At 59.0% G+C, this 26,231-nt stretch carries 26 protein-coding genes; 13 read left to right on the forward strand and 13 right to left on the reverse strand.

Annotated features, from left to right (window positions below):
* Positions 1-127: 127 nt before the first annotated feature.
* The 4 genes from ACF0H7_RS03925 to ACF0H7_RS03940 all read right to left on the reverse strand — a co-directional run bounded on the left by ACF0H7_RS03925 (position 128) and on the right by ACF0H7_RS03940 (position 4,449).
* A complete protein-coding gene (locus ACF0H7_RS03925) occupies positions 128-2,179 on the reverse strand; it encodes a putative bifunctional diguanylate cyclase/phosphodiesterase (protein WP_397451489.1) in 2,052 nt (683 codons plus the stop codon).
* A 318-nt stretch (positions 2,180-2,497) separates the two neighbouring features.
* Complete coding sequence (locus tag ACF0H7_RS03930; RefSeq protein WP_397451490.1) at positions 2,498-3,094, reverse strand: superoxide dismutase; 597 nt, start codon at positions 3,092-3,094, stop codon at positions 2,498-2,500.
* Positions 3,095-3,435: 341 nt separating this feature from the next.
* Positions 3,436-4,035: a LysE/ArgO family amino acid transporter gene (locus ACF0H7_RS03935; RefSeq protein ID WP_397451491.1), complete on the reverse strand. Its 600-nt coding sequence runs from the start codon at positions 4,033-4,035 to the stop codon at positions 3,436-3,438.
* 15 nt (positions 4,036-4,050) lie between these two features.
* Positions 4,051-4,449 (reverse strand): ACT domain-containing protein, encoded by a 399-nt coding sequence (locus tag ACF0H7_RS03940; RefSeq protein WP_397451492.1) that lies wholly within the window; start codon positions 4,447-4,449, stop codon positions 4,051-4,053.
* Between the two features lie 96 nt (positions 4,450-4,545).
* Here ACF0H7_RS03940 and ACF0H7_RS03945 point away from each other — a divergent pair, with 96 nt between their 5' ends.
* From ACF0H7_RS03945 to ACF0H7_RS03955, 3 genes are all read left to right on the forward strand, one after another.
* Complete coding sequence (locus ACF0H7_RS03945) at positions 4,546-5,445, forward strand: LysR family transcriptional regulator ArgP (protein WP_397451493.1); 900 nt, start codon at positions 4,546-4,548, stop codon at positions 5,443-5,445.
* Positions 5,446-5,505: 60 nt separating this feature from the next.
* The gene (locus tag ACF0H7_RS03950; protein ID WP_397451494.1) at positions 5,506-6,492 is read left to right on the forward strand and encodes an NAD-dependent epimerase/dehydratase family protein; all 987 of its coding nucleotides are present in this window, start codon (positions 5,506-5,508) and stop codon (positions 6,490-6,492) included.
* An 82-nt stretch (positions 6,493-6,574) separates the two neighbouring features.
* The gene (locus ACF0H7_RS03955) at positions 6,575-7,459 is read left to right on the forward strand and encodes an ATPase (RefSeq protein ID WP_397451495.1); all 885 of its coding nucleotides are present in this window, start codon (positions 6,575-6,577) and stop codon (positions 7,457-7,459) included.
* Positions 7,460-7,558: 99 nt separating this feature from the next.
* On the opposite strand, the gene ACF0H7_RS03960 is transcribed toward ACF0H7_RS03955, so the two are convergent.
* From ACF0H7_RS03960 to ACF0H7_RS03970, 3 genes are read right to left on the reverse strand one after another with little or no spacing between them, the layout of a single operon-like run.
* Positions 7,559-8,608: an alkene reductase gene (locus ACF0H7_RS03960; protein WP_397451496.1), complete on the reverse strand. Its 1,050-nt coding sequence runs from the start codon at positions 8,606-8,608 to the stop codon at positions 7,559-7,561.
* A gap of 26 nt (positions 8,609-8,634) precedes the next feature.
* A complete protein-coding gene (locus ACF0H7_RS03965) occupies positions 8,635-9,801 on the reverse strand; it encodes an MFS transporter (RefSeq protein WP_397451497.1) in 1,167 nt (388 codons plus the stop codon).
* A 41-nt stretch (positions 9,802-9,842) separates the two neighbouring features.
* Entirely contained in the window at positions 9,843-10,145 is a 303-nt protein-coding gene (locus ACF0H7_RS03970; protein WP_397451498.1) for an ArsR/SmtB family transcription factor, read from the reverse strand.
* 187 nt (positions 10,146-10,332) lie between these two features.
* On the opposite strand from ACF0H7_RS03970, the gene ACF0H7_RS03975 reads away from it, so the two are divergent.
* Positions 10,333-10,926 (forward strand): ACP phosphodiesterase, encoded by a 594-nt coding sequence (locus ACF0H7_RS03975; protein WP_397451499.1) that lies wholly within the window; start codon positions 10,333-10,335, stop codon positions 10,924-10,926.
* Here the strand turns inward: ACF0H7_RS03975 and ACF0H7_RS03980 are convergent.
* Both ACF0H7_RS03980 and olsB read right to left on the reverse strand, forming a co-directional pair.
* Positions 10,890-11,675: a lysophospholipid acyltransferase family protein gene (locus ACF0H7_RS03980; RefSeq protein WP_397451500.1), complete on the reverse strand. Its 786-nt coding sequence runs from the start codon at positions 11,673-11,675 to the stop codon at positions 10,890-10,892. The two genes, ACF0H7_RS03975 and ACF0H7_RS03980, sit on opposite strands and share 37 nt — an antisense overlap.
* Positions 11,675-12,430 (reverse strand): L-ornithine N(alpha)-acyltransferase, encoded by a 756-nt coding sequence (gene olsB, locus ACF0H7_RS03985; protein ID WP_397451501.1) that lies wholly within the window; start codon positions 12,428-12,430, stop codon positions 11,675-11,677. Before olsB ends, ACF0H7_RS03980 begins: the two co-directional genes overlap by 1 nt.
* A gap of 275 nt (positions 12,431-12,705) precedes the next feature.
* On the opposite strand from olsB, the gene ACF0H7_RS03990 reads away from it, so the two are divergent.
* The 4 genes from ACF0H7_RS03990 to ACF0H7_RS04005 all read left to right on the forward strand — a co-directional run bounded on the left by ACF0H7_RS03990 (position 12,706) and on the right by ACF0H7_RS04005 (position 16,900).
* Positions 12,706-13,827 carry a serine hydrolase domain-containing protein gene (locus ACF0H7_RS03990; RefSeq protein WP_397451502.1) on the forward strand — a complete coding sequence of 374 codons (1,122 nt, stop codon included), beginning with the start codon at positions 12,706-12,708 and terminating at the stop codon, positions 13,825-13,827.
* Complete coding sequence (locus ACF0H7_RS03995) at positions 13,824-14,153, forward strand: amidase (RefSeq protein WP_397451503.1); 330 nt, start codon at positions 13,824-13,826, stop codon at positions 14,151-14,153. Before ACF0H7_RS03990 ends, ACF0H7_RS03995 begins: the two co-directional genes overlap by 4 nt.
* Before the next feature lie 133 nt (positions 14,154-14,286).
* Positions 14,287-15,741 (forward strand): amidase, encoded by a 1,455-nt coding sequence (locus tag ACF0H7_RS04000; protein WP_397451504.1) that lies wholly within the window; start codon positions 14,287-14,289, stop codon positions 15,739-15,741.
* 1 nt (position 15,742) lies between these two features.
* Positions 15,743-16,900 carry a phosphatidylserine/phosphatidylglycerophosphate/cardiolipin synthase family protein gene (locus ACF0H7_RS04005; protein ID WP_397451505.1) on the forward strand — a complete coding sequence of 386 codons (1,158 nt, stop codon included), beginning with the start codon at positions 15,743-15,745 and terminating at the stop codon, positions 16,898-16,900.
* A gap of 13 nt (positions 16,901-16,913) precedes the next feature.
* On the opposite strand, the gene ACF0H7_RS04010 is transcribed toward ACF0H7_RS04005, so the two are convergent.
* The 3 genes from ACF0H7_RS04010 to ACF0H7_RS04020 all read right to left on the reverse strand — a co-directional run bounded on the left by ACF0H7_RS04010 (position 16,914) and on the right by ACF0H7_RS04020 (position 19,373).
* Positions 16,914-17,507 (reverse strand): hypothetical protein, encoded by a 594-nt coding sequence (locus tag ACF0H7_RS04010; protein ID WP_397453826.1) that lies wholly within the window; start codon positions 17,505-17,507, stop codon positions 16,914-16,916.
* A 79-nt stretch (positions 17,508-17,586) separates the two neighbouring features.
* A complete protein-coding gene (locus ACF0H7_RS04015; protein ID WP_397451506.1) occupies positions 17,587-18,219 on the reverse strand; it encodes a hypothetical protein in 633 nt (210 codons plus the stop codon).
* Positions 18,216-19,373: a DUF2515 family protein gene (locus tag ACF0H7_RS04020; protein WP_397451507.1), complete on the reverse strand. Its 1,158-nt coding sequence runs from the start codon at positions 19,371-19,373 to the stop codon at positions 18,216-18,218. Before ACF0H7_RS04020 ends, ACF0H7_RS04015 begins: the two co-directional genes overlap by 4 nt.
* Positions 19,374-19,936: 563 nt before the next feature.
* Between ACF0H7_RS04020 and fae the strand changes: the two genes are divergently transcribed.
* From fae to ACF0H7_RS04040, 4 genes are all read left to right on the forward strand, one after another.
* Positions 19,937-20,449 (forward strand): formaldehyde-activating enzyme, encoded by a 513-nt coding sequence (fae, locus tag ACF0H7_RS04025; RefSeq protein ID WP_397451508.1) that lies wholly within the window; start codon positions 19,937-19,939, stop codon positions 20,447-20,449.
* A gap of 10 nt (positions 20,450-20,459) precedes the next feature.
* Positions 20,460-21,494 carry an aldo/keto reductase gene (locus ACF0H7_RS04030; protein WP_397451509.1) on the forward strand — a complete coding sequence of 345 codons (1,035 nt, stop codon included), beginning with the start codon at positions 20,460-20,462 and terminating at the stop codon, positions 21,492-21,494.
* Positions 21,491-22,933, forward strand: coding sequence for an NAD-dependent succinate-semialdehyde dehydrogenase (locus ACF0H7_RS04035; protein ID WP_397451510.1), 1,443 nt, complete (start codon positions 21,491-21,493; stop codon positions 22,931-22,933). The genes ACF0H7_RS04030 and ACF0H7_RS04035 overlap by 4 nt, the downstream gene beginning before the upstream one ends.
* A 110-nt stretch (positions 22,934-23,043) precedes the next feature.
* Positions 23,044-24,399 (forward strand): MFS transporter, encoded by a 1,356-nt coding sequence (locus tag ACF0H7_RS04040; protein ID WP_397451511.1) that lies wholly within the window; start codon positions 23,044-23,046, stop codon positions 24,397-24,399.
* 1 nt (position 24,400) lies between these two features.
* Here the strand turns inward: ACF0H7_RS04040 and ACF0H7_RS04045 are convergent, their stop codons facing one another.
* Positions 24,401-25,291, reverse strand: coding sequence for a LysR substrate-binding domain-containing protein (locus tag ACF0H7_RS04045; protein WP_397451512.1), 891 nt, complete (start codon positions 25,289-25,291; stop codon positions 24,401-24,403).
* A 235-nt stretch (positions 25,292-25,526) separates the two neighbouring features.
* Between ACF0H7_RS04045 and ACF0H7_RS04050 the strand changes: the two genes are divergently transcribed.
* Positions 25,527-26,108, forward strand: coding sequence for a DJ-1/PfpI family protein (locus ACF0H7_RS04050; RefSeq protein ID WP_397451513.1), 582 nt, complete (start codon positions 25,527-25,529; stop codon positions 26,106-26,108).
* Positions 26,109-26,231 lie beyond the last annotated feature (123 nt).

Here is a 26,231-nt window from a genome sequence, read left to right on the forward strand (position 1 = left end):
ATTAGGGGCGCCATGATGCGAAAGATACGCAGTCTGTGTAAGAGCAAGTGGGCTGGAACTTAGTTACATAAGATGTCGAAATGTAATCAATGATGTCGCAGGGAGGAGGGAACAGCGGCGTTCCGGGTTACAGAATCGCCGCGTTAGAGCGCTGGGCCTGCTTCAAGTAGGCCAGCAGTTCACGGGCTGGCAGTGGTTTGCTGTAGTGGTAGCCCTGGCCTTCATGACAGCCTTCGGAAATGATGTACGCCTCTTGCTCGGCGGTCTCCACGCCTTCGGCGATGACCTGCATGCCGAGACTTTTACCCAACTGGATGATGGCGCGCACGATGGTGGCGTCGTCGTCATCGTCGATCAGGTCCTGGACGAAACTCTTGTCGATCTTGATCTTGTCCAGCGGCAAGCTTTTCAGGTAACTCAATGACGAGTAGCCGGTGCCGAAGTCATCAATGGCGATCAGCGCGCCTGAGCGACGCAGGCTCAGCAGATGCTGGGCGGCGGTGCTGATGTCTTCCATCAGGCCGGTTTCGGTGACTTCCAGTTCCAGGCTGCGCGGCGGCAAGCGGTAGATTTGCAGCAGGTTGTTGACCACCCGCGGCAGCTCGGCGTGGTGTAACTGCACGGTGGACAGGTTGACCGCCATGCGCAGGTCGCTGAAACCCTGATCGTGCCATTCGCGTAGCTGCCGACACGCCTGATCCAGTACCCACTCGCCAATCGCGATGATCGTGCCGTTCTGTTCCGCCAGCGGAATGAACAAATCCGGCGGCACCAGGCCGTGTTCCGGATGTTGCCAGCGGATCAGCGCTTCAACGCCGACCACACGGTGGTCGCGATAGCTGATCTGTGGTTGATAGACCAGGTACAACTGGTTGCGTGTCAGGGCTTCGCGCAGGTCTTTTTCCAGCTCGCGACGACGACGCATTTCGCTGTCGACGCTGGCGATGTAGAACTGATAGCGGTTACGCGAACGAGACTTGGCCAGGGTCATGGTCTGTTCGGCTTTTTGCAGCAGCTTCTCGGTGCTGTCGCCATCTTCCGGGAACAGGGTGATACCAATGGTGGCCCTCAGGCGGATTTCCTGATTTTCGAGAGCGAACGGTGCTTCCAGATCGTCGAGGATGTTCTGCGCCAGTTCGGCGGCTTCGTAAGGCTGCTCGATATCAGCCTGCACCAGTGCGAACTGATCGCCACCCAAACGGGCGAGGGCACCCAGGCGGCCGCTGTGACCGCGCAGACGGTCGGCCAGCGCCAACAGCAGCTGATCGCCAGCCTGATAGCTGAATTGCTCGTTGATGCCTTTGAAGTCGTCCAGGCCGACACACAGCACGGCAACCCGACGTTGCAGGCGGCCGGCGTCGACCAGGATTTTGTCCAGTTGTTGTTGCAGTTGCTGACGATTGGGCAGGCCGGTGAGGAAATCGTACTGCGCCATGCGCAACAGGCTGTTCTCGGCCTCGTGACGCAGGTGGGTGTTGCGCTCGATCGAGGCCAGTAACTGGTTGGCGGTATTGACCCAGATGCCCAGTTCGTTCTTCTCGTGACCTTTGAGAATCGGCAGTTGGTGCTCGCTGGGGCGATCCGGATTGATCTGGGTCAGGTGTTCGATGATTCTCGACAGCGGCTTGGTCAGCAGCCAGTGGTAGACCAGGTACAGCACCAGGCCCATGGCCAGCGCGCGCAGTACACCGGAAATGAAGATGATCACCGAACTGACGATGAAGCTTTCGCCATAGGTAGCGGTGTCGAGGGTGATGCGCAGGTCACCGTAATATTCGCTATAGGGGCCGCGACCGACCAGTTGGGTGGTGAAGCTACGCTCCTGGCCGAGGATCAGGTCGGTCAGCCAGCGGGTCGGGGCAGGCTGCAGTTCTCGGGATTTCTCCGCGAGCATGGTTTCGCCAGGATGGCCAATGGACGCCATGCGCACGGCATGGTCCTGAAACAGACCCTCAATGACCTGCATACCCATTTCGCGGTCAAGGCTATAGACCGCCTGGGTCGATGGGTCGCGGAACATGTCGAGAATACGGCCGGCATCGGTGGCCACGGCTTCTCGGGTTTTGTAGGCGTCAAAGACGATCTGCGCGCAACTCAGTACCACGCCAACGATCAATGCGGAAAGTAGCACCACGCGCAACAACTTCACCGACAAGCTGTTTTTGAGTTCCAGCTTCAATTGGGTATTCCTTATCCGTGCTGGGAGCGTGCGACCGTCTACGAGTATTGGCAAACACAAGCGGCTCGTCAAAGGGGCATACCCGCCGAAGTGTCGGTAATGCGTGTCCGTTGTCTGCAGTCGTTTCAAAAAAAAGGGGTCAGGCTATCTTTATGTGTCGGTCCGATACCCGTGTAACTTGAGAGCCATTCTGCAAAATCGTAAAGAAACTGATATTAGTCCGCTATTGCCCGGTGACAATAGGGGAACCACGATCTCTAGACGAAAAAAAACCCGGCATTGCCGGGTTTTTTGTCTGGAGCGCTGCTTTTAACAAACTTAAGCGGTAAAGGCTTTGCCTTCGAACTGCTCTGCAACGAATTTCCAGTTGACCAGGTTCCAGAACGCTTCGACGTACTTCGGACGCAGGTTGCGGTAGTCGATGTAGTAAGCGTGTTCCCACACATCGCAGGTCAGCAGTGGCAGGTCGCCGCTGGTCAGCGGGTTGCCGGCGCCAATGGTGCTGGCCAGAGCCAGGGAACCGTCAGCCTTTTTCACCAGCCAGCCCCAGCCGGAACCGAAGGTGCCGATCGAGGTTTTGCTGAACTCTTCTTTGAACTTGTCAAAGGAACCGAACGCGGAGTTGATCGCGTCAGCCAGAGCACCGGTAGGCGCGCCGCCAGCGTTTGGCGCCAGGCAGTTCCAGTAGAACGTGTGGTTCCAGACCTGAGCGGCGTTGTTGAAGATGCCGCCCGAAGAGGATTTGATGATCTCTTCCAGGGTTTTGCCTTCGAACTCGGTGCCTGGCACCAGGTTGTTCAGGTTCACGACATAGGTGTTGTGGTGCTTGTCGTGGTGATATTCCAGCGTTTCTTTGGAAATGTGCGGGGCCAAAGCATCGTGTGCGTAAGGCAGCGCTGGCAATTCGAAAGCCATGGTTAATCTCCTAATCAGGTCAGTTGCGGTGAGCGCAAGGCCGATCACGGGCGGCCAGACATCTACATGCGTCGGGGGAGTTTGTACTCTTGGCGACGCAGGGGCTGGATCATAGCACCGGGCCTGCGGCATAACCACGCAACAACTGTGTGGGATAGAGGTTCCAGAGCATTGTGGGGAGGGTAATGGTATTTATTGATTGGCAGATCGATCCTGATATCGCGCTTTCATTGTAGGAACTGCCGCAGGCTGCGATCGACCAGGTACCGGTCGCCAGACCTGGATGTTTTGAAGGTCATGCTGACCTTATCGTAGCCTCCGGCAGCTCCTTGAAAATTGTGTCACGTCACGATCAACTGCACCGCCACACTGAACATCATCACCGCCACCAGCAGATCCAGCAGTCGCCAGGTGGCCGGTCTGGCCAGCCAGGGGGCGAGCCACGCGGCGCCGATTGCCAGGGCGCTGAACCACAGCAGCGAGGCACTGGCGGCGCCGACCACGTAGGCACTGGGCACGGTTTGTTGCGCGCCGAGGGAGCCGATCAACAGCACCGTATCCAGATACACATGCGGGTTGAGCAGGGTCACCGCCAACGCACTCAACAACACTGCGCGCCGTGAGCGCACGCCGGTGTTTTCACCCTGCTGCAAGCTCTGCCGCGAACACGCACGACGAAGCGCCTGACTGCCATACCACAGCAAAAACGCCGCGCCGCCCCAGCGGGTAACGGCTAACAAGGTAGGGTTCTGCGCCAACAGATTCGCCAGGCCAAACACCCCGGCGGCCACCAACAGCGCATCACACACGATGCACAGCAAGGCCACCGGCACATGGTGCTCACGACGCAGGCCTTGCGCCAGGACAAACGCGTTCTGCGTGCCGATGGCCATGATCAGCCCCGCCGCCACCAGCAGACCGTTAAGATAGCTTTGCCACATGAGCGGTTATTCCTTCTAAGCGTTGGCAGCCAATTGCCGCAGTACCGACAGCGCTTTACCCGCGTCATCTTTGCCGACAAACAAATGATCGTGATAGAAGCCAGCGATCACGTTGCAACTGATGCCCGCCTGCCCAAGGGCGGTGGCGAAAGCGGCCGTCAAACCCACCGCCTCCAGCGCGGAGTGCACGTTCAAAGTGATCCAGGCCGCGACGTAGTCGAAGGTCAGTCCCAGGGCTTCAGCCTGTTGGCGCTCGACTATCACTGTCAGGCCTTCACGCTCACGAAAGCTGCCCAACACCTCGACGCCTTGCAGCAGGTTTGCGTCGGCTACGCTGCAAAACACGTACTCCCCGTCATTCAATTCCGGGCTCATGCTGCGCAGTAGGGTTGCGAGAGACGTTTCGCCAGCCATGGTGTGTTCCTTGATCGATGCAGTTTGTGTGGCGATTGTGCGATGCTTGGTTGTATAAGAAAAACCAATATTACTGATCGCTCATTAGAGAAACTGATGTTCGACTATAAATTGCTTTCCGCGTTGGCGGCCGTGATCGAACAGGCCGGTTTCGAACGCGCTGCCCAGGTATTGGGGTTATCCCAGTCGGCGGTTTCGCAACGGATCAAACTGCTGGAAGCGCGAATCGGCCAGCCGGTGTTGATTCGCGCCACCCCGCCCAGCCCCACGGAAATTGGTCGACGCCTGTTGAACCACGTGCAACAGGTCCGTTTGCTTGAGCGGGATCTGCAAAGCCAGGTGCCGGCGCTCGATGAAGAAGGCATGCCCGAACGCCTGCGTATCGCGCTCAATGCCGACAGCCTGGCCACCTGGTGGGCGGCGGCGGTGGGGGATTTTTGCGCCGAGCAGCACCTATTGCTGGACCTGGTGGTCGAAGATCAGGACGTCGGCCTCAAGCGCATGCGCGCCGGGGAAGTGGCGGGTTGTGTCTGCGGCACGGAACGTCCGGTGGCCGGGGCGCGCTGCGTGCTGTTGGGCGCCATGCGCTATCGTGCGTTGGCCAGCCCCGGTTTTATCGCCCGTCACTTCGCAGGCGGCGTGAGCGTTGCACAATTGGCCCGTTCGCCGGCGCTGGTATTCGGTCCCGATGATTTCCTCCAGCATCGTTACCTGGCCTCGTTGGGAGTGGAGGGCGGTTTCGAGCATCATTTGTGCCCGTCTTCCGAAGGTTTTTTGCGTTTGACCGAGGCTGGGCTCGGCTGGGGGCTGGTGCCGGAGTTACAGGTTCGCGAGCAGATACGGCGCGGCCTGCTGGTGGAGTTACTGCCCGATCGGCCCATCGATGTGCCGCTGTACTGGCATCATTGGCGTAATGGCGGGCAGTTGCTGACGCAGTTGACCGATTACCTGGTCAAACGCGCAGGCGAATGGCTGGTGCCGCTGGCGGTTGAATGAGCGTCATTGATTTCGAGCGACACGCCACACAAAACGAACACACAGTAAACGGAGCGGTAAATGAAGATTCTGGTCACCGGCGCAAGCGGCTTCATCGGCGGGCGCTTTGCGCGCTTCGCCCTCGAACAGGGCTTGAGCGTGCGCGTCAACGGTCGTCGGGCCGAGGGCGTCGAACACCTGGTGCGCCGTGGTGCGGAATTCATACAGGGTGATTTGTCCGATCCGGAACTGGTGCAGCGCCTGTGCCATGACGTCGAAGCCGTGGTGCATTGCGCCGGCGCGGTGGGGACTTGGGGGCGGCGTCAGGATTTCCAGTTGGGCAATGTGCAGGTGACGGAAAACATCGTCGAAGGCTGCCTGAAACAACAGGTACGTCGGTTGGTGCATCTGTCCTCGCCGTCGATTTATTTCGACGGTCGTTCCCATCTCGATATCAAAGAAGAACAGGTTCCCAAACGTTTCCACAACCATTACGCGGCCACCAAGTACCTGGCGGAGCAGAAGGTGTTCGGCGCCGAAGAGTTCGGCCTGGAAGTGATCGCCTTGCGCCCGCGTTTTGTCACTGGTGCTGGCGACACCAGCATTTTCCCGCGCTTGCTGACCATGCAGCGCAAGAAGCGTCTGTCGATCATTGGCAATGGCCTGAACAAGGTCGATTTCACCAGCATGCAGAACCTCAACGAGGCGATTCTCAGCAGCTTGCTGGCGGCGGGTTCGGCGCTGGGCAAGGCCTACAACATCAGCAACGGAGCGCCGGTCCCGCTGTGGGATGTGGTGAATTACGTGATGCGGCAGATGGACATGCCGCAAGTCACCCGCTATCGCCCCTTCGGCCTGTGCTACAGCGCGGCGGCGCTGAATGAAGGCGCGTGCCTGCTGTGGCCGGGGCGACCGGAACCGACGCTGTCACGCCTGGGGATGCAGGTGATGAGCAAAGATTTCACGTTGGATATCTCTCGCGCAAGGCATTATCTCGACTATCAGCCGCGTGTCAGTCTGTGGACGGCATTGGACGAGTTTTGTGGCTGGTGGAAGGCGCAACAATGAATTTCGAAGCAATTTAGTCGGTGGCTTGAATCGTTATACTGCTTCCCTTTTCCTTATTCTGTGGCCCCTTAAAGGTTGAACCATGCGTAAAGAGCCTCACGACGACTTCGATGATGTGCCGCCTCTGTCGGCCAAAGACGACGATGATGATTTTGTTCCAGCCGGTACCGGGCGCGAACGCGCTGCCCTTGCGCGCGGCGTCAAGGTAAAACGGGTCAACACCGGGCCAATCTGGGCGTTGGTCGGGGCTTTGTTCATTGCCTTCGCTGGCCTGGCCTGGTGGAGCTTTCAGCAAATCTCACTGATGGGCCAGCAACTGGTGGCGACTCAGGAAAGCTTTGCGCGGATCAGTGAAGATGCGGCCGGGCGTCTGCAAGATATTTCCGGCAAGGTGGTCGCCACGGAATCTGTGGCTACCACCGGCAGCGAAGCCTTGAAATTGCAGATCCAGAAGCTGGAAAGCAAACTGGCCGATCAAGACAAGCAGCAGGAAGGCGTCGCAGGTCAACAAACCGGCCTCGATAAGCGTCTTGACCAGATGTCGGCGCAGACCACCCAGTTGCAGGGCGCCAACACGCAATTGCAGGCGGCTAACAGCCAGTTGCAAGAGCAGGTGAAAAGCCTGAGCACTGAGGTGTCAACGTTGAAAGCCGCGCAGTCTGACGCCAAGGCGAACCAGGCAAATCAAGCCGTTCAGGCGCAAGTGGATCAGCAGTTGAAAAACCTGACCGCCGATTTGGCAGTGTTGAAGAAACAGGGCAATCCCAACATTGCCATCGACCGTCTGGAGCAAGAGCTGGTGGTGCTCAAAAGCGAACAGGACAATCGCCCGGCGCCGGTTGCAGCGCAGGGCGGAGGCACCAACACCGCCGAATTCGATGCCTTCCGTAGCCAGATGACTCGCAACATCAACACCCTGCAAAGCCAGGTGCAGAACCTGCAACAGCAGATTAATGCGAAGCAGTGACAAATCGAAAACCAGCTCCTACGGGGGTTGATGTTTGCCACACATGAAAAAGCCCCGACTCTCGCGAGCCGGGGCTTTTTTAGTTCAGCTGACGATGGATTACAGGCGCGGATAGTCGATGTAGCCCTGCGCGCCTTTGGCGTAGAAGGTTTCCGGAATCGGCGTGTTCAGCGGTGCGTCGTCGCGCAGGCGCTCCAGCAAATCCGGGTTGGCGATGTACGGCACGCCGAACGCCACCGCATCAGCCTTGCCGCTCGACAGCCATTCGTTGGCAGTGTCTTTGGTGAATCGTTCGTTGGCGATGTACTGGCCGCCAAACGCTTGTTTCAGTTGTGGGCCGAGGCTGTCGTCGGCTTCTTTTTCACGGGCGCAGATGAAGGCGATACCGCGTTTGCCCAGCTCACGTGCGACGTAAGTGAAAGTTTCGGACAGGTTGCTGTCGCCCATGTCATGCGCGTCAGCGCGCGGCGAGAGGTGCATGCCGACCCGGCCAGCGCCCCAGACTTCAACCACTGCGTCGGTCACTTCCAGCAACAGACGTGCACGGTTTTCCAGTGAGCCGCCGTAGGCGTCGGTACGTTGGTTGGTGCTGGTTTGCAGGAACTGATCGAGCAGGTAACCGTTGGCGCCATGCACTTCAACACCATCAAAACCGGCAGCCTTGGCGTTTTCCGCGCCTTGACGATAAGCGTCGACCACATCAGCGATTTCTGCCAGTTCCAGTGCGCGCGGCACCGGGTATTCGGCCAGTGGGCGAACCAGGCTCACATGACCACCAGCGGCGATAGCGCTAGGTGCTACGGGTGCTTCGCCATTCAGGTACGAGGTGTGGGAAACACGGCCTACGTGCCACAGTTGCAGAACGATGCGGCCACCGGCAGCGTGAACGGCCTTGGTGATGTTGCTCCAGCCGCGAACCTGATCGTCGGACCAGATACCCGGGGTGTCCGGGTAACCAACGCCCATCGGCGTGACCGAAGTCGCTTCGCTGATGATCAGCCCGGCGGTGGCCCGTTGCACGTAGTACTCAGCCATCAGTGCGTTAGGAACACGGCCTTCGTCAGCGCGGCAACGGGTCAACGGAGCCATGATGACGCGGTTAGGCAGTTGCAGATCGCCCAGGGTAATGGGATCAAAAATAGTGGTCATTGGGTGAAACCCTCTAATTGAGTTGATCAGTTGGTAGCGGCAGCCAGTTCGACGGTGGCCGACTGGCGAAAGGTAATCAGGGTTAGCAACAGGGCGATCACGGCCAGCACGGCGGCGGCCAGTGGCACGGCAGTCAGGCCGAAGCCGTTGGCGATGACGCTGCCACCGACCCAGGCACCCAGTGCGTTACCGACGTTGAACGCGCCGATGTTCAGGGTGGAAATCAGGTTTGGAGCAGCCTTGCCGAAGGTCATCACGTTCACTTGCAGGGCTGGTACGGCGGCGAACGCGGCGGTGGCCCAGAGGAACAGGGTGATTTCGGTCGGGATCAGCGCAACGCTGGTCCAGGTAAGCACCGTAGACACCACGGCCATCACGATGAACGCACCAATCAGAGTCAGGGCCATGTTGCGGTCCGCCAGCTTGCCGCCGATGACGTTGCCAAGGGTCAAACCCAGGCCGATCAGCAGCAGGGTCCAGGTCACGCCACGTGGCGTGACACCAGTGACTTCACCGAGCAATGGGGCGACGTAGGTAAACAGGGCGAATACAGAGGCGGAGAACATCACGGTCATGCTCAGCGACAACCAGATCCCGGCGCCTTTGAGGGCGGCCAGTTCGGCACGCATATCGAGCTTTTCTTCGTCGTGTTTGACCGGCAGGAAACGCAGCAGGCCAATCAGCGAAATCACGCCGATCACGGTTACTGCGAAGAAGGTCGAGCGCCAGCCGGCGTATTGACCCAGTGCCGTGCCCATCGGAACGCCGAGGACGTTGGCCAGGGTCAGGCCGGTGAACATCATTGCCACCGCTGAAGCACGGCGGTTCGGTGCAACCAGTCCCGCCGCAACCACCGAGCCGATACCGAAGAACGCGCCGTGACACAGGGCGGTAACGATCCGGGCAAACATCAGTACGTTGTAATCACTGGCCAGGGCGCACAGCAGGTTACCGATGATGAAGATCACCATCAGCGCAACCAGCGCGGCCTTGCGCGGCAATTTGGCGGTGACCATGGCCATGAAGGGCGCACCGATGGCCACGCCCAGTGCGTAACCGGTGACCAGCCAGCCAGCGCCAGGAATCGACACCCCCAGGTCCGCCGCGACGTTGGGCAGCAAGCCCATGATCACGAATTCCGTGGTGCCGATGGCGAAGGCGCTGAGCGCCAGCATAAGTAACGACAGAGGCACGAGGCATCTCCTTGAGGGGTGGGAAATCTGAGCGCGTAAAACTAAAGCTGCTTGGCCATTTCCTGCAGAAACGCCTGAATGGCTTCTTCGTTACGCTTGAAGAAATGCCACTGGCCGACTTTTCTACTGGTGATCAATCCGGCGCGTTGCAGCGTCGCCAGATGCGCGGAAATGGTCGATTGCGACAGTCCGGCCCGTTGATCGATCTGCCCGGCGCAGACGCCGTAATCGATGGGGTGGTCCTGATCGGGGAAGCAAACAGTTGGATCCTTGAGCCACACGAGAATCTCGCGACGCACAGGATGGGCCAGGGCTTTTATTATTTCGTCGAGGTCGATAGGCATGTCGTTCTCAGATCGTTGACTGCAAGGAAGCGAAATAGAGCGATATAGCGGTATATCGCGATGGAGCGAACTATATATTTGTATTTCGCGATATACAAATACACAAATCAGCTAACCACCTCGTAAAACGGTATATCGGGTTATATCGATATAGGATCGGCCAGCGAATAGGCGTAAGATCAGCGCCATGAACTACCTCGCACACCTCCATTTGGGCGGTCAACGTCCGGCTCAATTGCTCGGCAGCCTGTATGGCGATTTCGTCAAAGGACCGCTGCCGGGACGCTTTCCTGCGGAACTGGAAGCCGCCATCCAGCTACACCGCAGCATCGACACCTTCACCGACGCCCACCCGCTGATCAAAGACGCCATCGCACGTTTCCCCGCGCCACGACGGCGTTTTGCCGGGATCGTGCTGGATGTGTTTTTCGATCATTGTCTGGCGCGGGACTGGGCGCAGTACGCGCAACAACCGCTGGATGAGTTTACGGCGCAGGTCTATCGCGTGCTGGCGGCCGAACCGGCGTTACCGGAGCGCCTGGCAATGATCGCGCCACGCATGGCAGCCCATGACTGGCTGGGGTCGTACCGCGAGTTCGAGATTCTGGAGCAAGTGCTGGGCGGGATCTCCCGGCGCCTGTCGCGGCCGGAAGGTTTGGCCGGCGCCATGCAGGAGCTGCAGGCGCTGTATCAGCCGTTGAGTGCAGACTTTGCCGAGTTCTATCCGATCCTGCAGGACTTCGCTCAGGCCGCCCTGGCCGAACGCGGTTCCCGCACCTGAGCGACTTCGCCGAACAAAGCCAGTTGCACCGCCTGTTGCGCTTGAAAGGCCAACGCCGCCCGTTCCTGATTTTCGCTGACGATCGGTTTCAGCAACTGGATGTGCACATCGCCCTGCTCGTTGGCGAACAAGCGGCGCAGGTGTGACAGCAGATCGTCATCGCCAATGAACGGCGCGATAGGGCAGGGCTTGCCGTCACGCAGGTAACGAATGGCGACCGGTTGCAATGGCACGCCGGCATCAATCGCGCTGGACAGCAGGCGACCGTGGAAGGTGCGCAGGCTGCGGCCGTCGGAGGTGGTGCCTTCCGGGAAAATCATCAGGCCGTCGTGCTTCTGTAAATGCTGGGTCATCTGCCGCTGAATCAAACGGCTGTCGCCCGAGCCTCGACGAATGAACAAGGTGCCGGCTTTCAACGCCAGCCAACCGGCCACCGGCCAGGTGCGCACTTCGGCTTTGGACAGGAACGACAGCGGCGAGAGCATGCCGAGCAGCGGGATGTCAGTCCATGACACATGGTTGCTGACCCACAGCATTGGTTCACGCGGCAGCTCGCCGGTGACCGTCACGCGAAACGGCAATGCAGCCGTAAGGCGCGCCATGAACCAGCGGCTCCAGCGTTGCCGACGGGCCATGGAGTCGCCGATTTTAAAGCGTTCCATCAAACCGAATGCGCCAGCAATTGTCAGGCCCAAGGCGATAACCCACAGCACTCGGATGACTCGCGCGTAACCGCGAACCCGGCTCATCACACGGCTGCCTTGAAGTGGCGAGCGTAGCGTGGGCACAGGTCGTCGCGCTTGAGCAGGATGAACACATCGGCCACCTGGAAGTCTTCATCCCAGCACGGCTCGCCGCAGATCTTCGCGCCCAAACGCATGTAAGCCTTGAGCAGTGGCGGCATCTCGCAGATCACGTTGCTTGGCAGGTCGAGCACCGGCAGCGGATTTTTCGGTTCGGCGCGCAGGTTTTCGTTGCACAGATAACGCTCGCGCAAACGTTGCATGATGGCGTGGGCCTGGATACCGCCGTCTTGCATCGGAATGCTGGCGCAACCCATCAGGTAGCTGTAGCTGCCTTCGTTGAGAATCTCCGCCAGCTCGCTCCACAACACGGCGATGGTGCCGCCGTTGCGGTAAGCCGGGTCGACGCAGGTGCGGCCCAGTTCGAGGATCGGGCCTTTCAGATGGCTGAGGCCATGCAGGCTGAATTCTTCTTCGCTGTAGAAGCGGCCCAGGGTGTTGGCAGCCTTGTGGTCCAGCAGGCGGGTGGTCGCCACCAGACGGCCGGTGCTGAGGTCGCGTACACCAATGTGCGAGCAGTGCACATCGTAATCGTCCATATCCAGGCCAAGTTCAGCGCCTTTGAGCTTGGCGTTGAACTCGCCACTGAATACGCTGAAGCGCAAAGCCTGGGCTTCTAGCAGCGCGCGGCTACCGATCAGGCGTTCTGCTTGAAGACGGCGTTCGGCGCTGGTGTCGCAAGTGCGGGCGATCTGGGTCATGCGAGTCTCCGTGAGCCAGCCTGGGAATGCGGCCGGTCTACTGTCTGTTCATGCGCATTGGCTACAAACGCAGGCTAGGTAGACGCGATGTCACCACCATTAAGCTTTGGTGATGCTTGTGTGACACGGGGCAAAGCCACCCTTTGTAGGAGCGGGCATGCCCGCGATGGCGGAGTGTCAGACACCACGCGTCAAGCGGATCGCTGGCAAGCCAGCTCCTACAGTGGGGCGGAGGACTCTGCTAGGGTTGTGCAGTCTTCTTCTGAGATCGCCCTATGAATCCTCGGTTTTTCCAGCGCTTGTGTCTGATGGCGGCTCTCGGGCTGGGTGCCCAATCGGCAATGGCGGAGGTCTGGCCTGGCGCTGAGTGGCCCAGCGCACCCGCAGCAAAAAAACCCGCGCTAAAGGCGCTGGAGGACTACGCCTTCCCGACTCGAGATGACAACACACGCAAGGGCATCCGCACTGATGCCTTGTTGGTCATCCGCGACGGGCAGTTGGTCTACGAGCGCTATGCTGGCGTGACCAAGGTCAACACACCGCACCTGACCTGGTCGGTGAGCAAAAGCATTATGGCCAGCGTACTGGGCGTCGCATTTGCCGAAGGACGATTCCAGCTTAAGGATTCTGCGACGAAGTTTTATCCGCCGCTCAAGGCCCATCCTGATATTCGTATTGGCGACTTGATGTATTGGGCGTCGGGCCTGGACTGGCAGGAAGATTACGAATACGCGCCGCTCAACTCGTCGGTGGTGGCCATGCTTTACACCCGAGGCCATGACGACATGGCCAAATTCACCAGTGAGCACGGAGTCGCCAGCGCGCCGGGGACGTCCTACCGTTACTCCAGCGGCGACAGCAACCTGTTGTCGGCCTCACTGAAAACCATGGTTGGCGACAAAGCGTATGCGGACTATCCGTGGACCGCGTTGTTCGAGCCATTGGGCATTCGCAGCGCCGTGTGGGAAACCGATCCGACAGGCACGTTCGTCGGGTCCTCCTACGCGTACATGACCGCGCGCGATCTGGCGCGCATCGGCCTATTGATGCAGCGCGGCGGCCGCTGGCAAGACCGGCAGTTGTTGCCCAAGGCGTGGGTCGATTTCAACCTGACGCCCTTCGCCCACAACCGAAGTAAACGCATCAATGAAGTGCCCGGTGCGCAGTGGTGGTTGAACCGTCTGCCTGCCGACGAGTCTGATTTGAGCACACGACCCTGGCCCGATGCGCCGGTAGATGCCTTCGCTGCTCTCGGGCATTGGGGGCAAGCGCTGTATGTGATACCCAGCGCGAAATTGGTGATCGTGCGTTATGCCGATGATCGCGACAGCAGCTACAGCCATGACCAATTGCTGCAGCGAGCGCTGGCCGCATTTGCCGGGGAGGGCGCGCAATGAGCGAACGTAGAACGTTTATTCGACGCCGGCCTTTCAGCAGTCTGTTGCTGCTGGTATTGGTCGTGATCGGCCTTCTCGGTTGGCAAAATCGAGTTGCATTGCAGGCGTTTCCGAGCATCATCAGTGCCTATACGGCGAAGGAGTATTGCTCGTGTCGCTACGTGATGGACAACCCGGCTGAGTACTGTGCCGGTTATGTAAAACAATGGGTACCGAGCGCCTTGAGTGATGATGCAGCCGCCAGGCGCGTGACCGCCAGCGGCATGGGCCGCACCAGCAGCGCGGCGTGGAAAGGTCAGCGGCAGGGCTGTCAGTTGGAGCCCTAGAATTCGCAAGACACCTGTAGGAGCTGCCGCAGGCTGCGATAAGGCCGGAACGGCCTTCCTGCCGTTGGATCGCAGCCTGCGGCAGCTCCTACAGGTATGTGTATGGCCCAAATTTTCTCAGGGTGAAGCAACCATGAAACTAGCAGTAACCGGCAACGACATCGTCAACGCTGACGCGCTGGAATTGTCTCGCCTTATCCACACCCGCCACGTCAGTTGCCGCGAAGTCATGCAGGCTTACCTGAGCCATATCGAGCGCATCAACCCTCAGGTCAACGCCATCGTCTCCCTGCGCCCAACCGAGCAGTTACTGGCCGAGGCTGACCAATGCGACGAGCAGTTGGCGCAAGGTCAATCCCGAGGCTGGATGCACGGCATGCCGCAAGCGATCAAGGACCTGGCCGCCACCGCCGGCTTGCGCACGACCCTGGGCTCGCCGCTGTTTGCCGAGCAAATCCCCGAGCACGACGCCATTTCCGTCGCTTGTGTGCGGGCCAGCGGTGCAATCATTATCGGCAAGACCAACGTCCCGGAGTTCGGCCTCGGTTCGCAGAGCTACAACACCCTGTTCGGCACCACGCGCAACGCCTACGACCTGAGCCGAGTGGCCGGTGGCAGTAGCGGCGGGGCAGCGGTGGCGCTGGCGACGCGCATGCTGCCGGTGGCTGACGGCAGCGACATGATGGGTTCATTGCGCAACCCGGCGGGGTTCAACAACGTCTTCGGTTTGCGACCCTCCCAAGGCCGCGTGCCCCACGGCCCAGCGCCGGAATTATTCGTGCAGCAGTTATCCACAGAGGGGCCAATGGGTCGTACCGTGGCCGACGTTGCACATTTGTTGAGCACCCAGGCCGGCTTCGACGCGCGTGCGCCGTTGTCGCTGCGCAGTGATCCGTCGTTGTTCAACGGCTCGTTGCAACGGGACTTTAAGGGCGTGCGATTGGGGTGGCTTGGCGACTACAACGGCTACCTGCCGATGGAAGACGGCGTGCTGGCGCTGTGTGAATCGGCGCTGCAGGATTTCACCCAACTCGGTTGTGTGGTCGAAACCTGCCAGCCGGATTTTCCGCTGGAAAAACTCTGGCGCAGTTGGCTGGTGCATCGTCACTGGCTGATCCACGGCAACCTCGGCAAGGCCTACGCCAACCCTGAGTTGCGCAATCTGCTCAAGCCGGAAGCGCAATGGGAAGTCGAAGGCGGTTTGCACCTGACCGGCGAACAGGTGTTCCAGGCGTCTGTGGATCGCAGTGACTGGTACCGCGCCCTGAGCAAGCTGTTCGAGCGCTACGACTACCTGTTGCTGCCCAGCGCCCAGGTGTTTGCGTTCGATGCCGAACAACACTGGCCGACCTCGATCGCCGGGCGCCCGATGGACACCTATCACCGCTGGATGGAAGTGGTGGTCGGCGCGACACTGGCGGGCTTGCCGGCCATGAGTATTCCGGTGGGCTTCAACCCGGCCGGTTTGTCCATGGGCCTGCAGATCATCGGCCCGGCGCAAGCTGATTGGGCGGTGCTGCAGCTGGCTTACGCCCATGAACAACTCACGCACTGGGTCAAACGTTGTCCGCCGCAGTTGTTGAGCTGACATGCGCGGGACGATCTTTCCGTGGCGCGCCGATAGCCAGTTCAAACTGCTGATCGATGGGCCGGCGTTCTTCCCACGGATGATCGCGGCCATCGAACAGGCGCAGCAGCAGATTGAGTTGGAGCTGTATCTGGTGGAGGCGGGCGCCTGTGCCGACGTGGTGGTGCAGGCGCTGGTCAACGCGGCCCAGCGCGGGGTGATCGTGCGCTGCCTGTTCGATGATTACGGGGCGCAGGCGTTTACCTTGAGCCTGCGCAAGCGCCTGACCGACGCTGGCGTGATCCTGCGTTTCTACAACCGCGTGCACTGGCGTCGCGGCGTGCGCAATCTGTACCGCGATCATCGCAAACTGCTGCTGGTGGACAAGCAACTGGCGGTGGTCGGCGGCACCGGCGTGACTGACGAATTCTGGCATCCGCAAAACAATACCAGCGACTGGCACGAAGTCATGGTGGAAATCAGCGGGCCGTTGGTCATCGACTGGCAGGCGCTGTTCGACCGCCAATTCCACGCCAACGAACGGCCCACTGCGTGGCGCCCGGCACACAACTTCGGCCTGCCACGATTGCCCAAGGCACCGATAGCCGGCGAGGGATATGGCCGCGTGGCCTACGCCGATGCGCAGCAACACCGAGACATTTTGCGCTCGCTGGTGCGCGGCCTGAACAGCGCCCAGCAACGTATTTGGCTGGCGACGCCTTATTTCTTACCCACTTGGTCCGTGCGTCGCTCACTACGGCGTGCGGTTGCGCGCGGCGTCGACGTTCGCCTGCTGCTCACCGGCCCCCGCACCGACCACCCCTCGGTACGCTATGCCGGCCATCGCTACTACCCGCGCCTGCTCAAGGCCGGCGTGGAAATCTTCGAATACCAGCCGTGTTTCCTGCACCTGAAAATGGTGCTGATCGATGACTGGGTCAGCATCGGCTCCTGCAACTTCGACCACTGGAACCTGCGCTTCAACCTCGAAGCCAACCTCGAAGCGCTTGATTCCGGCTTGACCCGCGACGTCGTTGCCAGCTTCGAAAAAGACTTCGCCCTCAGCACCTCGGTCAGCCTCGCCGACTGGCAAGCGCGTCCAGTCTGGCGACGAGTGCAACAGCGGCTGTGGGGCTGGATTGATCGGCTGGTGGTGAATGTGTTGGGGCGGCGTGGGTGATCCGAGCGCTGGGTTATTCCACTTGGGTTGGTAACCAGGGTTTTGCAAGCGCAAGGGTTATCAAGTAGCGCTCTTCGTTGGGACGTTTGCTATCCCTGAATCGGCCCATATCCAAGAAAACCTGGTATTTATCGCCGGCCTGCCAAAAGGTTATCCCTCCCTTGTTCACATCGCGCAATTTGGCACGCCACTCAGGAGTATCTGCGAAGGGTGGATTGTCTCTCGGGTACATGACCGTCCACCCATTCGCTCTCCATTGATCCTGCAAATCGAGAACAACTTTTAATACATCATCTAGCAGGAGCGGCTCTATTTGCGGCGACATACGAATATTGGTAATCACGTTGTCGTTAAACGACACTGTAAAGAATCGAGCCGCTGGAGTGATAAATCCATATTGGGTATCAATAAAGCGCAATCGTGCATCGGTTTTCGGAACTCTAAACCAGATGTGCCCTGGAATAAGCGGGCTGAAGTGAGCCGTCGATTGCAAGAGCATGTCTTCGTAGGTTCCGCCCATTTCCAGAGCGATTTCCGGTTCATCCCGCAGCACCTGCATTACAAGATAAGTCGCGCTCGTTGCAATAAGTGCGACCATTACACGCATGAGCCAACGACGCCGCGTAATGATAGGGCCGGGATTCATTTCAACCACCGGCCCTTGGTCGATAGCTTTTAGGAAGTCCTTATTCGGCATGGCTGGTCAACCAAGGTTTACCGAGGCCAAGAGTGATCAAGTAGCGTTCTTCTTGAGGGCGCTTGCTATCCTTGAATCGACTCATACCCAACAAGATCTGATACTTGTATCCAGCTTGCCAGTAGGTGATTTCACCATTATTTGCGTCGCGTATTCTCGCGCGCCATTCGGGTGTGTCCGCGAAGGGTGGATTATCCTTCGGATACAAAACAGCCCAACCCCCGGAACGCCACTGATCCTGCAAGTCCAGTACCACCTTTAAAGCGCCCTCCAGTAACAACGGTTCTACCTGTGGAGATATGCGGATGCCATCGATGATGTTGTCATCGAAATTAACGGTGAAAAATCTGGCCGCTGGGGTGACAAATCCATATTGGGTATCAATAAAGCGCAATCGTGCATCGGTTTTCGGAACTCCAAACCAAATGTGCCCCCGAATAAGCGGGCTGAAACGTGCTGTTGACTGCGAACTCATATCTTCGTAGGTTCCGCCCATTTCCAGAGCGATTTCCGGCTCGTCCCACAGCACTTGCACCATGAGATAGGTCGCGTTCACTGCAATAAGCGCGACCACTACGCGCAAGAGCCAACGACGCCGAGCAACTAGAGGGACGGGATTCATTGCGCCCCTCGGCCGTCGGCAATGTCCTTGATCGATTGCTCCAGCAGACTGCGATTTTCGTCGTGCAGCATCTTGTGAAAGCGCGTCGCCGCCTTGATTACGAAAGGCATGCGTTGATCGAGATCTGCCAGATTAGCCGAAACACTACTATCAAAACCGATGGTGCGGCCATCTTCGATACGCTGACATTGACTGGCGAGGGTCAGCTCAATGGCTTGCGCCAAACCAGACGGAAAGTTGATGACATAGGAGATGTGATTGCTACGTAGCAACCTCACCAACTTGCTGTCCTCGTACATCGAGGGCTGCAGGATGTTCTGTTGCTCATGCCATGCCAGATGCACCACGCTTTTAGCAATGTCACCTGCTTCGATGGCCTCGAAGGCTTGCAGGATTTCTTCGTGTGGCCTACCGAAACGGACCCTTTCTTGCCCTATCGGCCACAGCACTGGCAACTTTGGGTGATCGTAGATCGTCTGTCGTGACTTCAAACACTGCTTCAACTCCTTAAGTCCCCTCTTCGCATAAAACGCATGCAACGGAAACACGTCGAGGAACAACGAGGTATTACCCAAGGCCATCATGTCGTGCACGTAGCGAAGGTCATCCTGCACAGCCACTATCTCGATCGCCGCCGACTCGAGGCCTGCACGAAGATTCCAAGGCACAACGGGGTTGGCGGCAGCGGCCTGCTGATAATCGCGCAAGGCTTGTTCCGCCTCGTGCTTTTTGCCGGGCGTGATCAGCGCCCACCTTTTGTCTTGAAGTTTTTGTAGTGCCTTTTCTTCGGCTTGAATCGCATTAATGGTCTTTGTTGCATGCAACAACCCGCACCCCACCTGCTTCGACGCGAAAGCCGCCAATCCTGCCCACTGGAACCGTTCGTCATGCAGCCACAACCTCGCGTAGGCAGCATTGATCGCGCGGTTGCGTTCAAGGGGATCGGCAATCAGCACGCCGCCTGGGGCGACGATCTCTTCCGCTTCGCGTTGAAAATAGTGCCAGATACATTCGCAGGTCAGGACCGGGACTATCGTCACTTTCGTCATGACTCCGTCGCGTTCCACGATCTCGGTTTTGCACTCGGAAATGGGGATGGTGTTCTCGTTGAGGTTCTCGTTATCGCACTCGTGGTCTTTGAAACACTGCGTCATGGTTCGGGCTTCTAGGTTGGAATACCCAGACCCTACCAGCGAAAAAGCCGCGTAAAACATCGCCGAAAAAAATAAGAAACACCCTACAACCTTGGAATCCAAGTCATACAACACAACGAGCCATAACGTAGGACGTTTTCTAAAGATACGAGCCGGCGACTTCAGAAAAAGTGGCGGGTTGGATCGTGGGGCAAGTAACAGACACCTAGCCTCTGTAGCTGCGATAAGGCCGTCACGGCCTTCATTGCTATCAAGCTCGGCGCCTGCTGCGCAGTCGATCGCAGCCTTCGGCAGCTCCTACAGATGATCCGTTCATTGGGTATTACCTGACCTCATACCCCCATGACTTTTAATGGTTACGGTCGCTCTCAGGGTCGGTGATAAAAAGTCGCCAACCCAAGCTCATCTATAAAAACAACGAGCGATAGCGATCATGTGTATTACCTGCCTGCCCCAGCTCCCTCTTTCGAATTCGACACCTGTCCACAGCACCCCTGCTGTGTCGCCGGTGTTTGCCTGACGTTCCCGCAATCCCTCTTTTACTGCCCGCAAGGATTTCCTCTATGAAGACCCTCAATCTGTACATCGGCGAAGGTTTTGAAGGCCCAGGCGTGAACGCCGCGCATATCAATATCATGATGGGCCCACGCAATGGTCCTGTGGGCCAGGCGTTTGCCAACAGCCTGGCATCGCCAAGCCAGGGTCACTGCCCATTCATGGTCATCGCTGCGCCGAACATTCCGGTCAAGCCGATGACCCTGTACGTGAACAAGGCTGCGATCGGCAGCGACATGCACGGCAACGCCACCTGGGGCGCCTCGCAGGCCGGTATCGCCAAGGCGGTCACCGAAGCACTGCTCGACGGCACCCTGCCGGCTGAAGCCGAAGACGAGTGGGCCATCATCACCGCAAACTGGGTCAACCCTTCCTGCGACGACCTCGACGCCGTGTACCTGAACAACTACAACGCTTGCCGAACTGCTATCCGCGCCGCCCTGACCGGCAAGCCAGAACGTGCGCAATTGGCCGATGTGGTCAACCGCATCGCCAACCCTTTCTACACCCCTAAAGCCTGAGGCCGCTCCCATGAAATACATTCGTTTGGGCCAATCGGGCCTGCAAGTTTCCCGCCTCTGCCTGGGCACCATGAACATGGGCACGCCAGACTGGAAACCGTGGATTTTCGACGAGAAAAAGAGTGAGCCGATCGTCAAGCACGCGCTGGAAAGCGGGGTTAATTTCATCGACCTGGCGGACTTCTATTCCGCTGGCGTTGGCGAAGAAGTCGTCGGTCGCATCCTCAAGCGTCTGGCACGTCGCGAAGACATCGTAGTCGCCACCAAGGTCGGTTACGGCACCCGTGATGGCATCAACGCCAGCGGTCATTCGCGCAAGCACATCATGGACAGCATTGATGCGTCGCTGAAGCGTCTGGGCATGGATTACGTCGACATCTACATGCTGCACTTCTACGACGTAAACACCCCGGTCGAAGAAGTGATGTGCGCGATGAACGACATTGTGCGATCCGGCAAAGCGCGCTACATCGGCGTGTCGACCATGCTCACTGGTCAGTTGGCAAAAATCCTCATGGCCTGCGAGCGCAATGGTTGGGTCAAGCCGATCAACATGCAGTTGCAGCTGAACTGCGCCTACCGCGAAGAAGAGCGCGAGATGATTCCGTTCTGCCGCGATCAAGGCATCGGCGTTTCGGTGTTCAGTCCACTGGCCCGTGGCCTGTTGACCGGCGAGGCGCAATCGACGCGCAACCAGACCGACTTCTTCACCCAACAGATGTACAGCGACGACGCCAGCTTCGACATCTCGCACTCGGTGCAGCGCGTTGCGCAGGCCCGTGGTGTGTCCAACGCCCAAGTCGCGCAATCCTGGGTTCTGCATCACCCAGGCGTGGATTGCATGTTGGTCGGCGCCGACACCACCGAGCAATTCGACAGCGCCCTGGCGGCACTGGAAGCGCCATTGGATGACGAAGAGCGCTACGAGCTGGAACGCAATTACACACCGTGCGACGTGATCAACGATTACACCTCTGGCAAACGTATCCTGCGAGTTGCTCGTCCGGCGCGCGAAGCGTTCAGCCTGAAAGGGGCAGTAGCATGAGTGTTTTCCTGAAAACCGGTCACTACATCGACGGCCAGTGGCTGAGCGGTGGCCCGACCTATCCAGTGCTCAACCCGGCGACCGGCGAGTTGGTCGCCGACGTACAAAAGGGCGGCGCTGAAGAGACTGATCTGGCCATCGCCGCAGCCAACAAAGCGTTGCCGGCCTGGCGTGCACTGATCGCCAAGGAACGTGCGATTCGTCTGCGTCGTTGGGCCGATTTGATGATGGTTCATCAGAACGAACTCGCGACCTTGCTGTGCCGCGAGCAAGGTAAACCGCTCGCTGAAGCCAAAGGCGAAGTGGCCTACGCAGCGAGCTTTCTGGAGTGGTTTGGCGAAGAAGCCAAGCGCGTTTATGGCGATGTGATTCCATCGCCTAAAGCGGATTCGCGGATCATCGTGATCAAGGAGCCGGTGGGCGTCGTCGCAGCCATCACGCCGTGGAACTTCCCGTTGGCGATGGTCACCCGAAAAGTCGGCCCTGCGCTGGCAGCCGGTTGCACCATGATTCTCAAACCGTCCGAAGAGACGCCGTTGTCGTCCTTTGCCCTGGCGGTATTGGCCGAGCAGGCCGGGATTCCAGCCGGTGTGTTCAACGTGGTGTCCGGCGATGCCGTGGCGATTGGCGGCGCGCTGCAAGCGTCGAGCATCGTGCGTAAGTTGTCGTTCACCGGCTCGACCCGGGTCGGCAAATTGCTGATGCGTCAGGCCTCGGACACCCTGAAAAAAGTCTCGTTGGAGCTGGGCGGCAACGCGCCGTTTATCGTCTTCGATGATGCCGATCTGGACGCCGCGGTAAAAGGCGCCATGGCCTCGAAGTTCCGCAACACCGGTCAGACCTGCGTCTGCGTCAACCGCTTCTTCATTCAGGACGGCGTGTTCGAAGCCTTCACTGAAAAACTCGCCGTCGCCGTGCGCGCCATGCGCGTTGGCAATGCCCTGGAAGGCGAGACCGAGCAAGGCCCGTTGATCAACGCGGCGGCCCTAACCAAGGTCGAAGCCCACGTCAGCGATGCACTGGAGAAGGGCGCGAAAGTCCTCTGCGGTGGCCAGCGTCACGCGCTGGGTGGCACCTTTTTCGAGCCGACCGTTTTGACCGAAGCGCGCAGCGACATGCTGATCGCCCACGAAGAAACCTTCGGCCCGGTCGCTGCCTGCTTCCGCTTCAAGGATGAAGCTGAAGTCTTGCGCAAGGCCAATGACACACCGTTTGGTTTGTCGGCCTATTTCTACAGCCGCGATATCGGCCGTGTCTGGCGCATGGCCGAAGGCCTGGAAGCTGGCATCGTCGGGATCAACGAAGGGATTATCTCTACCGAAGTCGCGCCGTTTGGCGGGATCAAGGAATCCGGTCAGGGCCGTGAAGGCTCGAAGTACGGGATAGAGGATTATCTGGAAATCAAATACCTGTTGATGGGCGGACTGTCGGCCAACTGATGCAGTGCGGGTCTGTCCAGGCCCGCAACACGTAAAACGTCGCCTTCTCAGGGAAGCGAAGGCGACACCCGGCTCGTCACTCCTATCAAGAATAAAAAATGGAGAAGATCATGTCCGCACAACCTATCAAGATCGACGATCTGCCCATCGGTCGCTTCCACATCAAAATTGCCGCACTGACCTTCGGTGCGCACTTCACCGACGGCTACATCCTGGGCCTGATCGGTATCGCCTTTACGCTGCTCAGCCCGCAAATGCACCTCGACCCGTTCTGGCAAGGCCTGATCGGTAGCTCGGCGTTGATTGGCCTGTTCTTTGGCAGCCTGTTCTTTGGCCGGATTTCCGACATCGTCGGCCGGCAGAAAATCTTCCTGGTCAGCTTTATCCTGATCACTCTTGCATCCGTCATGCAGTTCTATGCGCAGACCGCCATGCAGTTGTTCCTCTGTCGGGTGCTGATCGGCATCGGCCTGGGCGGCGACTTCAGTGTCGGTCACGCGATGCTGGCGGAGTTCTCGCCACGCAAACATCGGGGCGTATTGCTCGGTTCATTCAGTGTGATCTGGACTGTCGGTTACGTGGCTTCGACCTTTGTCGGCACGGCAATGCTTAGCCTGGGTGACGACGCCTGGCGCTGGATGCTGGCTTCGTCGGCAGTGCCGGCGTTCCTGATCCTCATCGCGCGCATTGGCACCCCTGAGTCACCGCGTTGGCTGCTCAATCATGGCCGTGTTGAAGAGGCGCGGGCCATTGTGCGTAAACATCTTGGCGCCAACGTGGTGCTGGATGAGCAACCTTCGGCGAAAAAAGGTGGCGGCTACAGCGTGTTGTTTAGCCGCGAATATCGCAAGCGCACGGCATTCAACTGCCTGTTCTTCGTTTGCATCGTGATGCCGTATTTCGCGATCTACACCTTCCTCCCGTCGATCCTGGAGAAGATGGGCCTGGCCGATGGTTTCGGTACGGAGTTCATGCTCAACATGCTGTTGATCATCGGCGCGCTGATCGGCATTTGGTGCACGATCAAGTTCACCCGCCGTGGTTTCTTGATCAACTCGTTCATCATCCTCGCTGTGGCTTTGTTCGTCCTTGCAGCGCTGCCCAACAGCTCGGCGTTCTTGATGGTGTTGGTGTTCGGCTTGTTCACCCTGGTGTTGTCGGCGGTGAGCAACCTGGTGGGAGTGTTCCCGGCTGAAAGCTTCCCTACCGAAGTGCGCGCCAGTGGTATTGGCTTGGCTACCGCGGTGAGTCGGCTTGGTTCGGCGGTTAGCACCTTCCTGCTGCCGATGAGCGTAGCGGGCATCGGTCTTAACTCGACCATCGCGATTCTGGCGGGCATTCTGGCGATTGGCGCGGCGTTGTCCTACGCCTGGGCACCGGAAACCAAATCCCTGTCGTTGACCGAGGCGTGCACCGTCGAAGCTGAAGAGCCAGCCGTCGAGGTCGGGGTGACTGCGCGGGCGTGAGTCAGGTGCTTTTGCCAGGGCTCAACAACTGCTGATCCAACCATCCCCTGAACAGCTCGACCTTGGACAGGCCGAGCTTGTCGGTAGGAATGTCCAGCCAATAGCCATACGGGCCGACCACTTCTGCGGGAGTGATCGGCACCAGGCTGCCATTCGCCAGTTCGCGCTCGATCATCTGCCGGTCGATCACCGCCAGGCCACCCCCGGCCAATGCCGTGTGGATCACCTGATCCAGCGTACTGAATTCAAGGCCGCGCTCGGCATCGACACCGCTGATGTTCATCACCTCCAGCCAGTTCTCCCAAATCTTCAGCCGTTTGCCTTCGTGCAGGATGTGCAGCAGCGGGTACTGTCCGAGTTCAGGTGGTTTGCCGTTGCTGAACAGCTCGGGGCTGGCCACGGCAATGTGCCGTTCCATGGTCAGCAAATGGCTGTCGCCATGCTGCGCGGCGGCCAGGCCGAAGCGGATATGGCAGTCGATCTCACCCATGCCATCGGGGCTGACCTGATTGTTCACGCTCAGGCTGATGTCCGGGTAACGCTCGCAGAATACCCGCAGGTTCGGCGACAGCCAGCGGGTGGCCCAGGTCGGCGGCGCGAGAATGCGCAAGCGCTGGCGCAGGTTGGTCACGCGAACGCCTTGCAGGGCGCGCTCAATGTGGTCGAAGGCTTCGCCCAGTTGCGGTGACAACGCGCTGCCACTTTCAGTGAGGGACAGACCGCGTGGGGTGCGCACGAACAGCGCGACGCCGAGGTAGTCCTCCAGCTGTTTGATCTGACGACTGACAGCACCCTGAGTGACATTCAATGATTCGGCGGCACGGCTGAAGCTGCGGTGGCGCGCCACTTCCTCGAACACCCTGAGCATATTCAGCGAGGGCAGTTGACGCATGTAGGACGGTCTCCAATTCCCTGTAAGCCTTGGGCCGCAACCGCTTGACGGAAAACCGTGGCAGGGATCGCTCGGGGCCTGGGATCAGGGACTATTGTTGTAGGCTTCGGGCGGAGAATATGTCAGAAAAGTCCTACGCTGCCCACTCGACCGTAGTAGCAGCCTATTACCCGAGTGCTGCACATCGGTCGTAATTTGAAAGTCTTACTGCCGAGTAATCCAAGGAGAGAACCCGATGGCCGCAAAGAAAATTCTGATGCTGGTTGGCGATTACGTCGAAGATTACGAAGTCATGGTGCCGTTCCAGGCGCTGCAAATGATCGGGCACACCGTGCACGCGGTCTGCCCGGGCAAGAAAAGCGGACAGTCGGTCCGCACCGCGATCCACGATTTTGAAGGCGACCAGACCTACAGCGAAAAGCCGGGGCACAACTTTGGGCTCAACTTCGATTTTGACAAGGTCAAGGCTGAGGACTACGACGCATTGGTGATACCCGGTGGTCGTGCGCCGGAATACCTGCGCTTGAACGACACCGTACTTGAGTGGGTGCGCGCGTTCGACAAAGCCAATAAACCGATTGCCTCGGTGTGCCATGGTGCGCAATTGCTGGCGGCGGCCGGGGTTCTCGAAGGCCGTGAGTGCAGTGCTTATCCGGCCTGCGCGCCGGAAGTGCGGCTGGCTGGGGGGACGTTCATGGACATCCCGGTGACCGACGCGCACACCCATCGCAACCTGGTCACCGCGCCCGCCTGGCCGGCGCATTCGAACTGGTTGAATGCGTTTCTGAAAGTGCTCGGGACCGAGATTATTCTTTAACCAAGAGGTGGCTGGGCTGGCGTCTCGCGAACAAGTTCGCTCCTACAGAGGTTCGCATTACAACTGTAGGAGCGAACTTGTTCGCGAGAAGGCCAGCACAAACAACCCTGACTCAGGAGATCA

The organism is Pseudomonas sp. NA-150, from assembly GCF_044336365.1.
Lineage (GTDB): Bacteria > Pseudomonadota > Gammaproteobacteria > Pseudomonadales > Pseudomonadaceae > Aquipseudomonas.

Excerpts from the sequence above, each read along its gene's own strand:
- ACF0H7_RS03930 (WP_397451490.1), bottom strand. The coding sequence starts at position 3,094 with ATGGCTTTCGAATTGCCAGCGCTGCCTTACGCACACGATGCTTTGGCC.
- ACF0H7_RS03935 (WP_397451491.1), bottom strand. The coding sequence starts at position 4,035 with ATGTGGCAAAGCTATCTTAACGGTCTGCTGGTGGCGGCGGGGCTGATC.
- ACF0H7_RS03940 (WP_397451492.1), bottom strand. The coding sequence starts at position 4,449 with ATGGCTGGCGAAACGTCTCTCGCAACCCTACTGCGCAGCATGAGCCCG.
- ACF0H7_RS03945 (WP_397451493.1), top strand. The coding sequence starts at position 4,546 with ATGTTCGACTATAAATTGCTTTCCGCGTTGGCGGCCGTGATCGAACAG.
- ACF0H7_RS03950 (WP_397451494.1), top strand. The coding sequence starts at position 5,506 with ATGAAGATTCTGGTCACCGGCGCAAGCGGCTTCATCGGCGGGCGCTTT.
- ACF0H7_RS03955 (WP_397451495.1), top strand. The coding sequence starts at position 6,575 with ATGCGTAAAGAGCCTCACGACGACTTCGATGATGTGCCGCCTCTGTCG.
- ACF0H7_RS03960 (WP_397451496.1), bottom strand. The coding sequence starts at position 8,608 with ATGACCACTATTTTTGATCCCATTACCCTGGGCGATCTGCAACTGCCT.
- ACF0H7_RS03970 (WP_397451498.1), bottom strand. The coding sequence starts at position 10,145 with ATGCCTATCGACCTCGACGAAATAATAAAAGCCCTGGCCCATCCTGTG.
- ACF0H7_RS03975 (WP_397451499.1), top strand. The coding sequence starts at position 10,333 with ATGAACTACCTCGCACACCTCCATTTGGGCGGTCAACGTCCGGCTCAA.
- ACF0H7_RS03980 (WP_397451500.1), bottom strand. The coding sequence starts at position 11,675 with ATGAGCCGGGTTCGCGGTTACGCGCGAGTCATCCGAGTGCTGTGGGTT.
- olsB (WP_397451501.1), bottom strand. The coding sequence starts at position 12,430 with ATGACCCAGATCGCCCGCACTTGCGACACCAGCGCCGAACGCCGTCTT.
- ACF0H7_RS03990 (WP_397451502.1), top strand. The coding sequence starts at position 12,706 with ATGAATCCTCGGTTTTTCCAGCGCTTGTGTCTGATGGCGGCTCTCGGG.
- ACF0H7_RS03995 (WP_397451503.1), top strand. The coding sequence starts at position 13,824 with ATGAGCGAACGTAGAACGTTTATTCGACGCCGGCCTTTCAGCAGTCTG.
- ACF0H7_RS04000 (WP_397451504.1), top strand. The coding sequence starts at position 14,287 with ATGAAACTAGCAGTAACCGGCAACGACATCGTCAACGCTGACGCGCTG.
- ACF0H7_RS04005 (WP_397451505.1), top strand. The coding sequence starts at position 15,743 with ATGCGCGGGACGATCTTTCCGTGGCGCGCCGATAGCCAGTTCAAACTG.
- ACF0H7_RS04010 (WP_397453826.1), bottom strand. The coding sequence starts at position 17,507 with ATGCGTGTAATGGTCGCACTTATTGCAACGAGCGCGACTTATCTTGTA.
- ACF0H7_RS04015 (WP_397451506.1), bottom strand. The coding sequence starts at position 18,219 with ATGAATCCCGTCCCTCTAGTTGCTCGGCGTCGTTGGCTCTTGCGCGTA.
- ACF0H7_RS04020 (WP_397451507.1), bottom strand. The coding sequence starts at position 19,373 with ATGACGCAGTGTTTCAAAGACCACGAGTGCGATAACGAGAACCTCAAC.
- fae (WP_397451508.1), top strand. The coding sequence starts at position 19,937 with ATGAAGACCCTCAATCTGTACATCGGCGAAGGTTTTGAAGGCCCAGGC.
- ACF0H7_RS04030 (WP_397451509.1), top strand. The coding sequence starts at position 20,460 with ATGAAATACATTCGTTTGGGCCAATCGGGCCTGCAAGTTTCCCGCCTC.
- ACF0H7_RS04035 (WP_397451510.1), top strand. The coding sequence starts at position 21,491 with ATGAGTGTTTTCCTGAAAACCGGTCACTACATCGACGGCCAGTGGCTG.
- ACF0H7_RS04040 (WP_397451511.1), top strand. The coding sequence starts at position 23,044 with ATGTCCGCACAACCTATCAAGATCGACGATCTGCCCATCGGTCGCTTC.
- ACF0H7_RS04045 (WP_397451512.1), bottom strand. The coding sequence starts at position 25,291 with ATGCGTCAACTGCCCTCGCTGAATATGCTCAGGGTGTTCGAGGAAGTG.
- ACF0H7_RS04050 (WP_397451513.1), top strand. The coding sequence starts at position 25,527 with ATGGCCGCAAAGAAAATTCTGATGCTGGTTGGCGATTACGTCGAAGAT.